We start from the raw sequence: 12,423 nt of genomic DNA on the forward strand, positions 1-12,423 counted from the left end.
GGCTTATGGAGGACCGGCATGGGCGGCAAGCTTCTTTCGATCGGCGAATGCATGGTGGAACTGTCGCAAGCGGGCGAAGGCCTGCTGCGTAAGGGCTTTGCCGGTGATACCTTCAACACTGCCTGGTACGCCCGCGCATGCCTGCCGGCGGAATGGCTGGTGGACTATTACACCGCCGTCGGCGATGATCCGCTGTCGACCGAAATGCTGACGATGATGAAGGCCGCCGGCATCGGCACGACCGCCATCCGCCGCATCGAAGGCAAGACGCCCGGTCTTTACCTCATCACGCTCAAGAACGGCGAGCGCACCTTCAGCTACTGGCGCGACACGGCCGCCGCCAAGAAGCTCGCCGATGATCCGGATCATCTGCGCGCCGCGATCGAGGGATCGGACGTCGTCTATTTCTCCGGCATCACGCTCGGCATCCTGGCTCCTGAGGCCGTCGATACGCTGCTGGCCGAACTGCGCCGCGCCAAGGCGTCGGGCAAGACGGTCGCCTTCGATCCGAACATCCGCCCGCGGCTTTGGCCGAACAAGGACTACATGCTGAAGACGATCGAGGACGGCGCCCGCGCCGCGACCCTCGTGCTGCCGAGCTTCGATGACGAAACCACCCATTTTGGCGACAAGACCGTCGCTGACACGGTCGCCCGCTACAAGGCGCTCGGCGTCGAGAATGTCGTGGTGAAGAACGGCGCGGAAGGTGCCACGATCAGCTTCGGCACATCGGAGCAAATCTACGTCCCGGCCGTCACCGCGACCAATGTCGTGGATACGACGAGCGCCGGCGACAGCTTCAACGGCGCCTTCCTGTCGCGCCTTGTCTGCGGCGTTGCGCCCGCAGAGGCCGCCGCTTACGGCGCATCGGTGGCGTCGGTCGTCATCGGCCACCACGGCGCACTGATCAGCCCCGGCCTTCTGCCGGGGTGATCCCTCGCCTCTGCTCTTCTTGAAAGCCTGACTGGAATTACTGCCGCTTCATCAAGCGGCATCCGGTCTCAGCCGATCTTGCTGTCGCGCCAGAGGAAATACCCGATGCCGCTGAAACCCAGGCATACGGACGCAATAAGACCGGCAATGATCATGTAGTTCTCCTCCAGAAACGGTGCGACACCCTCCTGCGTCGCAAACCATTGTGCGGAAGAGAACACGGAAGCGCTGCGCTGACAAGGTGTCACCGCAGCAAGCCCCGTCTCAGCGCTTCTTTTTGCGCCCTTCAAACGGGTTGTCGCCCGCCTTGAAGTGGATGCGGATCGGCACGCCCGGCATGTTGAAGTCGGCGCGCAGCCCGTTCACGAGGTAGCGGACATAACTTTCCGGCAGCGCGTCAGGCCGCGTGCAGGACACCATGAATGCCGGCGGGCGAGCCTTCACCTGCGTCATGTACTTGAGCTTCAGGCGGCGACCGGAAACCGCCGGTGGCGGATGCTGGATCTGCGTGCCTTCGAGCCAGCGATTGAGACGGGCCGTCGAGATGCGCTTGTTCCAAACCTTGTCGGTCTCGATGATGTTCTGCATCAGCTTGTCGAGACCGTATCCGGTCTGGCCGGAGATCGGCACGGCACGGATGCCGCGCGCCTGCGGCAGCAGCCGCTCGGTCTTTTCGCGCAGGTCTGCAAGCACGGCCTGCGGATCCTCGACCAGGTCCCACTTGTTGAAAGCGAGCACGGCGGCGCGCCCTTCGCGGATCACCAGGTCGACAAGTTGCAGGTCCTGCTTTTCAAACGGGATCGTCGCGTCGAACACGATGACGACCGTTTCGGCAAAGCGGATCGAGCGCAGCGAATCCGCCACCGAAAGCTTTTCAAGCTTCTCCTGCACGCGCGCCTTGCGGCGCATGCCGGCGGTGTCGAACATCTTGATGGTGCGGCCGCGCCAGTCCCATTCCACCGAGATGGAATCGCGGGTAATGCCGGCCTCTGGGCCGGTCAGCAGGCGGTCTTCGCCGAGGAAGCGGTTGATCAGCGTCGACTTGCCGGCATTCGGGCGGCCGATGATGGCAACGCGCAGCGGCTTTGTATCGTCATATTCCGGCTCGGCTTCGTCCTCGGCCTCGTCGCCCAGCACGGAATCGCGCACGTCGACGTCGGTTTCGGCTTCGTCCTCGTCGTCCTTCGGGAAGGCGCGCTCCTCGCCGATTGCCTCGACGATCGCGTCACGCAGGTCGATCATGCCCTGGCCATGCTCTGCGGAAATCGGAACGGGCTCGCCAAGGCCAAGCGTAAAGGCATCGTAGAAACCGCCGTCGGAGCCGCGCGCTTCCGACTTGTTGGCCACCAGCACCACCGGCTTGCCGCTGCGGCGCAGCAGTTCGCCGAAGGTCTTGTCGAGCGGGGTGAGACCCGATTTGGCGTCGACAACGAACAGCGTCACATCCGCTTCGTCGATCGCTGCCTCGGTCTGGGCGCGCATGCGGCCTTCGAGTGTCTCCGGTCCCGCTTCTTCGAGGCCTGCGGTATCGATGATGGTGAAGCGCAGGTCCACGAGCTTGGCGGCGCCCGGCCGGCGGTCGCGGGTGACGCCCGGCGTGTCATCGACAAGCGCCAGCTTCTTTCCGACGAGGCGGTTGAAAAGCGTGGACTTGCCGACATTCGGACGTCCGACGATGGCGACTGTGAAGCTCATGGTGTTCCTTGAAGGCCTTTGACAGCCAGTAGTTAGGGTGCCTTGCCCGAAGAGGCGATGTTGTCGAGCATGATCTGGGCGCGGTTGGCGATGTTGCGCGGCGTGGCCGCATCATTGGCGATCTGCTGGTACCACTCCTTGGCCTTCTTGAAGTCGCCGGCCTTGTAAGCGGAAAGCCCAAGCGCCTCGCGAGCCGAAGCGGCCAGCGGATTGCCAGGATTGGCCATGGCCTGCACCTGCGCGGCAACCTCGTCATAGCTGCCGGTATCGATCAGCAGCCATGCAGCACGCATCTTGGCCAGCTCGCGCATTGCCTGCGGCGCCTTTGCGTCATTGCCCACTTCCGTGAAAGCGGCAATCGCGGCGGCGTTGTCGCCCTTGGCCTGGTGAACCGTCGCAGCGCGCAGCTTCGCGAGCACCGGATAAGCGCCCGTGCCATCCTTGGCCAGCGCTTCGAAGGCGGCGAGCGCCTCGTCCGGCTTGTTTTCGTTCGCCAGCGTCAGCGCCGCCAGGAACCGGTCACCGGACTGGGAGGAGTTATGCGTCTGCCAGTACTGGTAGCCTTCCTTGGCGATGGCACCACCGACGACAAGCGCGACAACGGCAATCACGACGGGCCTGAATCGCCTCCAGGCGTATTTCATCTGGTCGGAACGAAGTTCCTCATTCACTTCGCGAATAAAACTGTCGTCGCTATTTGCCATCAAGAACTCCGGCCCCAACTGGTCTGCACGCGGCCCATCACGTGGAAAAGCGCCTTCTAGCTTATTTTCCCTGAGATGTAAGGCCCTTCTGGCAAATCTGGCAAAGCTTGTTAACCGGCATGAGGCTAGGAGGCGCCTTTTTTCGTTCCATTCAAAGCTTCGCCTTATTCCGTCACCAGAAGAAGGCAGCCTTCGCGTATCAATCAGGTGCCTCCCATGCGTTCCCCCCTCGCCGCCCTTGCCCTCTGTCTTGCCGCCATCTCCACCCAGGCGATCGCGCAGGACAAGCCCAAGCAACTGGTGATGATTTCGTTTGATGGCGCCGGCGACAACAAGCTCTGGCAGCGCAGCCGCGACCTCGGTGCAAAAACCAATGCCCGCTTCACCTATTTCCTCTCCTGCACGCTGGTGATCGCCCGCGCTGACGCCAAGCAATACCGCGCGCCGCATGGCAAGCTTGGCCGCTCCAATATCGGCTTTGCCGTGGACAAGGCGGAAGCACGCGCGCGCCTCACCCATGTCTGGCAGGCGCGCGGCGAAGGCCATGAGATCGCCAGCCATACCTGCGGCCACTTCGACGGCAAGAACTGGTCGGTTGCAGACTGGGCGACGGAGATGGCCACCTTTCGCAGCGTGCTGAAGGACGCGTGGAAGGCAAACGAAGCAGCGAATGAAGAGCCCGACGGCTGGCAGGACTTCATCGACAACGAGATTCGCGGCTTCCGCGCACCTTATTTCTCCACCAGCGCCGGGCTGGTCGCGGCCGAAAAGCGCGCCGGCTTCACCTATGACGCGAGCCTCGTCACCAAGGGCCCTGCCATGCCGAAGAAAAAGGAGGGCATCATCCGCTTCGGCCTGCCGCTCATTCCCGAGGGGCCATCGGCCCGTCCACTGATCGGCATGGACTACAATCTGTTCGTCCGCCATTCCGGCGGCTTCGACGACCTGAGCAAATCCGCGGAGTTTGAATCCCGCGCCTATTCCGCCTTCCGCGCCGCATTCGACAAGCAATATGCCGGCGACCGGATCCCGCTGCAACTCGGCTTCCACTTCGTCGAGATGAACGGCGGCGCCTATTGGCGGGCGATGGAGCGGCTGGTGACGGAGGTCTGTGGAATGGCCGATGTTGCCTGCGTCACCTATAGCGAGGCTGTCAGTCTCATCGGCGATCGCGCTAAACCGGCTGCCGGTTCCGGCCTCTGACCTCGGAAACGAAACGGAGGGGGCGTGGACAATTTCGCCCTCCGCAAAAGAACCTTCGTCGCTGCATCAAGCACTTAACCATCGCATCATCTGCTGGTTTTCCACGCCCCTCGGCGGACGCGCATAATTGCTCTCGTCATCGGATGGGAAACCGGGTTCGCGAACCGGCAGACTGTTCGGGTCGAAAGGCTCGGTTCCGGTGATGGTTGTTTGAAGCGGTCGACGAGGGCTCGGAAATCCTCCGAAAACCGCCAGAACAGCCGGGGCAGGCAAAACCTGATACCCCCAATACCCGAATACCCGCCTGCCCCATTCCCAAGGCCAACATTCCGGTGCTCAGACACTCCGGAACAGAGGCCACAAACGCAAAACCGCGCCGGGGTGACGATCCGGCGCGGCCAAAACTGCTGTCTTGATTTTCCTCGATCAGGTCGGCCGGTCGGCTTCCAGTTCCCCACCCACCGCTTCGCGCTCCAGGTAATGCTGGTCGATATCCGGCAGCGGCTCGTCGTAGATGGCCGCTTCAAACGCCCGAAGGCGCTTGTGGACGGAGATCAACTCGACGATCGTCGACCAGGAATTGACGAGGAACTGGAACGAGCTCGACACCTGCCCGAAGGCGGAACTGATCTGGTTGAAGGCGCCGAGCGAAACGCTGCCGGCAACCATGGACGGCCCAAGGATCAGCAGCGAGAAGATGCCGTTTGCCTGCAGGTAGGAATAGCGCACCACGTTGAAGTAGACGTAGTGGAAGTAGAGCGTGAAGTAGTTCGTCCGCACCCGGTCGAACAGCTCACGCACTGTCGCCGGCTGGGCGCGGTCGGCATGGTCTTCGCCGTAAACGAGTTCCTTGCGGTAGGCCGCCTCGACGCGCTGGTTGCGGAACTGCAGGCCCGGCAGGCGGTAACCGGCGATGATGAGGCAGACCGTTCCGAAGATCGACCAGAAGATCGCCGCCGAAACGAGCGGATGCGGAATGGCGCCGACGATCGGCAGTTCGGTGATGTTGGCCGATAGCCTCACGAGCACCGGCATGAAGGCGATCAGCGTCATGATGGAGTCGATGAAGGCGACGCCTAGCCCTTCCATGATCTGCGAGAAGCGCATCGTGTCTTCCTGCACACGCTGCGAGGCACCTTCGATATGCCGCAGCTTCGGCCAGTGCTCCATGTAGTAGTCGTTCATCGCGTTGCGCCAGCGGAAGATCCAGTGGCTGACGAAGAAGGCGTTGAGCACCGACACGTTCATGCCGAGAAGAGCAAGCCAGGCGAAGCTGCCGACCTGTTCATAGAAGTTTTCGACGGTGCTCGTCGTCTGCTTCGACATGATCCCCTGCACATAGTCCCAGAACGGGCCGTACCAGTTGTTGACGGCGACCGAGACCTGCACCTGGAAGTATACGATGAAGAGGATCAACGCCGAGCCCAGGATGGACCAGCGCTGCCAGGGATGCGGCGAATAGAAGTTCCAGAACGCGTAGAACAGCGCCACCGCAATCGTGAAGTAGATGTAGAACCACAGGAACGGCGGCGAGAGAAAGACTGTGAAGCCGATGATCGGTTCGGCACCTGGCGCATCCGGCGGCAGCCCGATCAGGCTGCCGAGGTTATAACCGCCCGCATACCAGACGGCGACCACGATGGCCGCCCAGATCGCCGCAGTTGTGAAGAAGAGTTTGGGACGAGGAAAGAAAGAGTGGAACACGGAGCGTCGGCTTTCCTGAGGTTCGAACGCGCGAACCATTGCGCATGAAGTCGCAGGAAACTATGGCAGATCATAATGCCGGGCAATAACTGCCGCAAAATGTTACACAATTGTAACCCCGGGTTATTCCCGTGAAACCACGTGCTATTCCCGCGTGAGCCGCGCCACCGGAACGGAAAGCAGGACAGCGACCACAAGGGTCACCGCCGCCATCACCGTCGGCAGGGTGAAACTGCCGCTCGCCTGCCCCACCCAGCCGGCCACCAGCGGCCCGATGATCTGGCCGGTCCCGAAGGCCGCGGTCATGATCGCAAGTGCCCGGCGCGGGCTGTCGGGCGACAGCCGCCGGCCAAGTTGCAGGCCATAGGACGTGATGATCATGAAGGTCGCGCCAAGCAGTAGCCCGCCGACAAGTGCGCCGGCAATCGGCGGCAGCATCACTGAACCGAGCACGCCGATCGCCTCAAGCCCCATCGCCACGACGTAGGTCCAGGCAAACCCCATGCGCGTTGCCGCCGGCCGCCAGACGACCAGCGATGCGGCTGCCGCGATGCCGGTCACGAACCAGGCGAGGAACTCGATCAACGGCCCGGCGCTGGCCATCCGCACGATCGTGACGAGGAAGGTCGCGGTGATCACATAGCCGAAGCCGAAGAAGGTGTAGGAGAGCGTCAGCAGCGCAAGCGGCAGCCGCCAAACGAGTTGCGGCTCGGGTCGGCTTGCGGCGCCGGTCGGCTGCCGGGGCAAAAGCCATGCCGCCAAGGCCAGCGCGAGGAGCACAACCAGACCACTGGCGATCCATTCGGTGCGCCAGCCATGCGCGCCGTCACCGGCCATCATGTTGATGCCGAACACAAGGGCGGAGGACAAGGCAATGCCGACCCCCACCCCGCCGAAATGCAACATGTTCACCTCTTCCCGCTCGGCCGCGTAAGGCAGCACCAGCGATGACGCAAACACCATGGACAGGGCGCTCGCCATGCCGGCGAGGAAACGGATGGCGATGAAGGCCGCGACCGATGTCGTCGCGGCCATGGCAAACAGCAGAAGCGCGCTTGCAAGCAGCCCCCAAAGCGCCACCTTGCGCTCCCGCCCCGCTGCCCAGCCATAAGCCGAGAGGATGGCGCCTGCGAGATATCCGCCAAAGTTGCCGGCCGCGATCAACCCGGCATTGGCGGCACTGATCGGGATACCGACCATCATGCCGGGCAGGATCGGCGTATAGACAAAGCGTCCAAAACCCATGGCGCTCGCCATGACGATGGTGCCGGAAAGGCCGATCAGCAGCGGGCGATGGTTTCGGCAGGTCTGTTGAAGCATCCCGGCATAATGCAAGCCTGCGTCGTGAAGGGCAAATCAGCAAATCTCATCGCTGGTTGAACGACGCTGATAGGATCGTCGGATTACCATCGCTCGAAGGAGTCGCGCTGCGGAAACGAATTGATGCGCCGCAATGCGACTTTCGTCTTGTTCCTGACATGAATGAAGCGCACTCTACGCCTGTCGTCATGGTGATGGCGGAGGATTGCCCATGGAACGTGACCTATCGATCAGCGAAGTCCTGAACGATCCATTGATCGCCCAGCTTCTCAAAGCTGATGCGATTGGCCATGCGGCATTTGCCCAGTTGATGGAGAGCGCAGCGCGCGTCCATATGCGCCAACTCCTCAACCAGCTCAATGAAGAACGCGTCGACGCCTTCTACCGGAGTGCAGAGATCGCCGCGCAGAAGAACAAGCTGAGCTAAGCCTCAGCCCGCTCCCACCTTCACCTTAAGCAGCCAATGTCAGGATCAGCGGCCCGTTGCGGGTCGCAACCACCGTGTGTTCGTATTGCACGGTGAGCGCGCGAGGATCGCTGTAAAGTGTCCAGACGTCGCCGTTGCCACCGTCCTCTGCCCATTCCGCGCCAAGCGACAGGAACGGCTCGACAGTGAACACCAGCCCCTCCTCCATCACCCGCCGCTCGCTGCGGTCCGGCCATGTCGGAATCTCCTTCGGCTCGTCATGCAGCGTCAGGCCGATGCCGTGGCTCGAAAGGTTGGTGATCAACGTATAGCGGTTCTTCTTGGCGAACGCGCCGATCGCATTGCCGATGCCGGCGATCGGTTTTCCGGTCTTCACCTGCTGCAAGCCGGTCCAGAGCGCGCGGCGGCCGTCGCGGCAAAGTTTTTCGACCTCGCGCGTCACCGGCGGGACCGCGTAGGAGGCGCCGGTATCACCGTAGAAGCCGTCCTTCACCGCAGAAACATCGATATTGACGAGGTCACCTGCCTGGATCACCCGGTCGCCCGGAATGCCATGCGCCACTTCCTCATTGACGCTGATGCAGGTCGCGCCCGGAAACTGATAGCAGGTCTCGGGCGCCGACTGCGCACCATTGTCTTCGAGAAGCTTGCGGCCGATGTCATCGAGTTCACGGGTGGTGATGCCCGGCTCCAGCGCCTTGGCCATGGTTTCCACGGCCTGTGCGCAAAGGCGGCCGATTTCCTTCAGCTTCGCCAGTTCGTTTTCGGTGGTGATAACCATGACATGCCTTGCAATTCTTAGTTCGTCAGCGCGGCCGGTTTCGCGCCATCGGCCGAGCCCGTCAATTCTTTTCTGACGATTGGCGCGACTTTCGTGCCGTAGAGCTCGATCCCGCGCATGATCTGGTCATGCGGCATGGGCCCGATCGCCATCTGCAACAGGAAGCGATCCATGCCGAACACCTTGTGCGCGGCGATGATCTTTTCCGCCACCAGTTCCGGCTCGCCGACGAAGAGATTGCCGAGCGGCGAGCGCGCCTGGTCAAAATGCGCCCGGTTCGTGGGACCCCAGCCGCGCTCGCGGCCGATCCGGTTCATCACCTCCGCCTGCGGGCCGTAGAATGTGTCGGCAGCGGCCTCGGTCGTATCGGCGATGAAGCCATGCACGTTGATGCTGGTCTTCAGCGTCGCCGGGTCATGCCCTGCCCTGCGTGCCGCCTCGCGGTAGAGATTGAAGAACGGTGCAAAGCGCGGATATTCGCCGCCGATGATGGCGACCGCGAGCGGCAGCCCCATGGCGCCGGCACGGGCAACCGATTGCGGTGTGCCACCAACGGCGATCCAGACCGGAAGCGGATCCTGGAGCGGCCGCGGATAAACACCGCGCCCGTTGATCGGCGCGCGGGTCTGGCCGGACCAGGTGACGACCTCCTGTTCCCGCAGCGCCAGCAGCAGGTCAAGCTTTTCGGTGAACAGCTGATCATAGTCGCCGAGGTCGTAACCGAACAGCGGATAGGACTCGATGAAGGAGCCCCGGCCTGCCATGATCTCCGCCCGGCCGTTCGAGATGAGGTCAAGCGTCGCAAACTCCTGGAAGACGCGCACCGGATCATCCGAAGACAAGACCGTCACCGCGCTCGTGAGGCGGATGTTCTTGGTCCGGGCGGCAGCGGCGGCCAGCACGGTGGCAGGCGAGGAGATCACGTAATCCGGCCGGTGGTGCTCGCCGAGCCCGAAGACATCGAGCCCCACCTGGTCGGCGAGTTCGATCTCCTCGAGCAGGTTCTTGATGCGGCGAGCGCCTTCCGCGCCCTTGTTGGCGGCAGCGGCATCGACATCACCGAAAGTATGCAGTCCGAGTTCCATGGCATAGATCCGTTTCGTGGGGTGCCCCTCAGATAGGGACGACCCGCTTTATGCACAAACCGCATTCTCTCGAACCGGCAGATCGAAATATTCGATAGGTCCGGCCACTACGCGCGCGGCAGAGGAAGGCTGTCGATCACTGTCTTCAGGTCTTCCATCATGAACGGCTTGGTAACCACCGGGCAATGGGAATAGCCATTCTCCAGCCCACTTGCGCCATAACCGGTGGCAAACACGAACGGGATGCCGCGCGCGGAAAGGATATCGGCCACGGGGAAGGACTTGCGCCCATCGAGGTTGACGTCGAGCAAGGCGAGGTCGAAGGCGGCTTGGCGCGCCAGTTCCTCGGCCCGCGGCAGGCGCATGGCCAGCTCGACCACCTCATGCCCGAGCTGGATCAGCATGTCCTCGATCATCAAAGCGATTGTCATCTCGTCTTCGACGACGAGGATGCGGAGTGGCATGCGCTACCGCTCCGCATAAAGGTTTTCGGGTGCCTCCACCGTGCAGACCAGGCCGGTGGGCAGGTATTCCATCGTCACGGTGCCGCCCATCTCGCGGGCAAGGCCGCGCTCGATCAGCACCGAACCGAAACCCCGGCGCGCCGGCGGCTGCACCTCCGGCCCACCGCTTTCGCGCCATTCGATCCGCAGGCGTCGCTTGCCTTCGGCGTCGTTCCCTGTCGACCAGCGGACATCGACCCGGCCCTCGCCGTTCGACCACGCGCCGTATTTCAGCGCATTCGTCGCAAGCTCATGCATGGCAAGCGTCAGGGCAAGCGCGGTTTTTGGCGACAGCTTGACGTCCTCGTCGCCTTCGACGGTGCAGCGTCCGTCATCCGGCGCATGCGGCTTGATCGCCTGTTCGATCGCACCGCCCAGCGAGGCACCGACCCAGCGCTCTCCGGTCAGGAGGTCGTTCGCCTGGCCCAGCGCCACCATGCGCGAGGCGAAGCGGTTCTGTGCTTCCTTGAGGTCGATATCGCCGCGGAAGGTCTGCGCCGCGATGGCCTGGGTCATCGCCAGGTTGTTCTTGACCCGGTGGTTGAGCTCATGGACCACCAAGCGGAGATGCTCTTCGTACTGCCGCCTCTCGGTCGTATCGGTCGCCGCCCCGAACCATTCGACGATCTCTCCTTTCTCGTCCATGATCGGCACGGCGCGGGACAACATCCAGCCGAGACCACCATCGGCCTGCCGGACGCGATGCTCGAGCTGGAAGACGCTCTTGGTGCGGATCGCTTCCTCGACCTTCGCCAGGACCGCCGGCCGGTCTTCCGGCAGTAGGTAGGTTTCCTGCCAGTTGATCGTCGGGCGCTCGGTGTCGCTCAAAAGCCCGCGACCATCGAGCGCGCGCATTTCCTTCCAGTCGGCGCTGAACTGGTAGATGATGTCGGACGTGGCACTGGTCAGCGCGCGGAACCGTTCCTCGCTTTCGCGCAGCTGCCGCTGCGCCAGGACCTGCTTGGTGGTTTCCACCACGATGGCGATCACGCCGGCCGGCTTGCCGCTTTCGTCCATGACCGGCGAATAATCGAGGTTCATCCAAACCGGTGCCGGCTTGCCGTGGCGGATCAGCGTCAGCTCCTGGTTTTCGTAGGCAAGCGTGCGCCCCGACAGCCCGACCCGCATGACATTGTCGTTAAAGTCGGCAATCTCCGCCCAGCCTTCGCGCACCTTGGAGCCGAGGAGCTGCGGATGGCGACCGCCGGCAAAACCGGAATAGGCGTCATTGTAGATCATGATGCCGTCTTCGCCCCACAGGAGCACGATCGGCACCGGTGACTGCAACAGCATGTTGGTGACAGTCTTCAGGCTTTCCGGCCAACTGGAGATCGGCCCGAGCGGCGTCTTCGACCAGTCGAAGGACCGGATGAGTTCGCCGGTATGGCCTCCACCATTCGGGAACTGCGATGTCTGGTTCTGCGGTGTGTCGGCTGCCAAACGATGCTCCAGCTCTGGACGAAACTGGCGAGCAATGTAGGACGCGCTTCTTCCAAGTCCATTGCCCGAAACCAAGAACCGAAGGAATTCAGCCGGTTCATGGCTCCGGCTGAATCAAAGTCGCAGGTCGTGCAGATTTCGGTTGAGCTCAGAAGGTCTTGGCGATCTCTTCGAGTTGGCCCGCCACAATGCCCCAACCTTCGTGGAAGCCCATCTCCTCATGGGCCCTCATGTCCTCTTCCGTCCAGTGGAGCGCGGTCGCGACATAACGCGTGCGGCCGTTGCCGAGGTCTTCGAACTCCACCACGGCGGTCATGAAGGGTTTCTCCGACGGAACCCAGGCGCTGGTATAGGCGTCGGTCATCACGAGCTTCCGGTTCGGCACGACCTCGAGATACACGCCATAGTTCGGCGCCTTCTCGCCATCCGGGCCTTCCATCAGGATATAGTTCGAGCCGCCCGGACGAACATCGAGGCGGGCCTCGGTCACCTTCCAGGGCTTCGGGCAGAACCATTCGCCCATGCGCTCCGGTGTTGTCCAGGCCTTGAACAGCTTCTCGGGCGATACGTCCATCTCGCGCACGATCTGCAGCGAATATCTTGGATTTGATGCGGTCATGTTCCGTCT

13 protein-coding genes are annotated in these 12,423 nt (G+C 62.6%); 3 read left to right on the forward strand and 10 right to left on the reverse strand.

What is annotated here, in order from left to right; all coding sequences use genetic code 11:
- Nucleotides 1–18 precede the first annotated feature (18 nt).
- On the forward strand, nucleotides 19–933 hold the full coding sequence (locus CYG48_RS09665; protein ID WP_118850193.1) for a sugar kinase: 915 nt from the start codon (nucleotides 19–21) through the stop codon (nucleotides 931–933).
- Nucleotides 934–1,001: 68 nt separating this feature from the next.
- Here the strand turns inward: CYG48_RS09665 and CYG48_RS22485 are convergent, their stop codons facing one another.
- The 3 genes from CYG48_RS22485 to CYG48_RS09675 are packed head-to-tail and all read right to left on the reverse strand — an operon-like array spanning nucleotide 1,002 to nucleotide 3,332.
- On the reverse strand, nucleotides 1,002–1,154 hold the full coding sequence (locus CYG48_RS22485; protein WP_199925117.1) for a hypothetical protein: 153 nt from the start codon (nucleotides 1,152–1,154) through the stop codon (nucleotides 1,002–1,004).
- Nucleotides 1,155–1,197: 43 nt separating this feature from the next.
- Nucleotides 1,198–2,628: a ribosome biogenesis GTPase Der gene (der, locus tag CYG48_RS09670; RefSeq protein WP_118850194.1), complete on the reverse strand. Its 1,431-nt coding sequence runs from the start codon at nucleotides 2,626–2,628 to the stop codon at nucleotides 1,198–1,200.
- A gap of 32 nt (nucleotides 2,629–2,660) precedes the next feature.
- Nucleotides 2,661–3,332: a tetratricopeptide repeat protein gene (locus tag CYG48_RS09675; protein ID WP_118850195.1), complete on the reverse strand. Its 672-nt coding sequence runs from the start codon at nucleotides 3,330–3,332 to the stop codon at nucleotides 2,661–2,663.
- Nucleotides 3,333–3,548: 216 nt separating this feature from the next.
- Between CYG48_RS09675 and CYG48_RS09680 the strand changes: the two genes are divergently transcribed.
- Nucleotides 3,549–4,535 carry a polysaccharide deacetylase family protein gene (locus CYG48_RS09680; protein ID WP_118850196.1) on the forward strand — a complete coding sequence of 329 codons (987 nt, stop codon included), beginning with the start codon at nucleotides 3,549–3,551 and terminating at the stop codon, nucleotides 4,533–4,535.
- A gap of 426 nt (nucleotides 4,536–4,961) precedes the next feature.
- On the opposite strand, the gene sbmA is transcribed toward CYG48_RS09680, so the two are convergent.
- Nucleotides 4,962–6,239, reverse strand: coding sequence for a peptide antibiotic transporter SbmA (gene sbmA / locus CYG48_RS09685; RefSeq protein WP_118851581.1), 1,278 nt, complete (start codon nucleotides 6,237–6,239; stop codon nucleotides 4,962–4,964).
- 144 nt (nucleotides 6,240–6,383) lie between these two features.
- Nucleotides 6,384–7,559 carry a YbfB/YjiJ family MFS transporter gene (locus CYG48_RS09690; protein ID WP_118850197.1) on the reverse strand — a complete coding sequence of 392 codons (1,176 nt, stop codon included), beginning with the start codon at nucleotides 7,557–7,559 and terminating at the stop codon, nucleotides 6,384–6,386.
- Nucleotides 7,560–7,770: 211 nt separating this feature from the next.
- Here CYG48_RS09690 and CYG48_RS09695 point away from each other — a divergent pair, with 211 nt between their 5' ends.
- Nucleotides 7,771–7,986 carry a hypothetical protein gene (locus tag CYG48_RS09695; protein WP_118850198.1) on the forward strand — a complete coding sequence of 72 codons (216 nt, stop codon included), beginning with the start codon at nucleotides 7,771–7,773 and terminating at the stop codon, nucleotides 7,984–7,986.
- A gap of 25 nt (nucleotides 7,987–8,011) precedes the next feature.
- On the opposite strand, the gene map is transcribed toward CYG48_RS09695, so the two are convergent.
- From map to CYG48_RS09720, 5 genes are all read right to left on the reverse strand, one after another.
- A complete protein-coding gene (map, locus tag CYG48_RS09700; protein WP_118850199.1) occupies nucleotides 8,012–8,767 on the reverse strand; it encodes a type I methionyl aminopeptidase in 756 nt (251 codons plus the stop codon).
- A 17-nt stretch (nucleotides 8,768–8,784) separates the two neighbouring features.
- On the reverse strand, nucleotides 8,785–9,852 hold the full coding sequence (locus CYG48_RS09705) for an LLM class flavin-dependent oxidoreductase (protein ID WP_118850200.1): 1,068 nt from the start codon (nucleotides 9,850–9,852) through the stop codon (nucleotides 8,785–8,787).
- A gap of 107 nt (nucleotides 9,853–9,959) precedes the next feature.
- Nucleotides 9,960–10,316, reverse strand: a complete 357-nt coding sequence (locus CYG48_RS09710) for a response regulator (protein ID WP_118850201.1) — start codon at nucleotides 10,314–10,316, stop codon at nucleotides 9,960–9,962.
- A gap of 3 nt (nucleotides 10,317–10,319) precedes the next feature.
- Nucleotides 10,320–11,795, reverse strand: coding sequence for a sensor histidine kinase (locus CYG48_RS09715; RefSeq protein WP_118850202.1), 1,476 nt, complete (start codon nucleotides 11,793–11,795; stop codon nucleotides 10,320–10,322).
- 148 nt (nucleotides 11,796–11,943) lie between these two features.
- Nucleotides 11,944–12,414, reverse strand: coding sequence for an SRPBCC family protein (locus tag CYG48_RS09720; protein WP_118850203.1), 471 nt, complete (start codon nucleotides 12,412–12,414; stop codon nucleotides 11,944–11,946).
- Between the last annotated feature and the right edge of the window lie 9 nt (nucleotides 12,415–12,423).

It is taken from the genome of Neorhizobium sp. SOG26 (genome assembly GCF_003491345.1).
Classification (GTDB): domain Bacteria; phylum Pseudomonadota; class Alphaproteobacteria; order Rhizobiales; family Rhizobiaceae; genus Neorhizobium; species Neorhizobium turbinariae.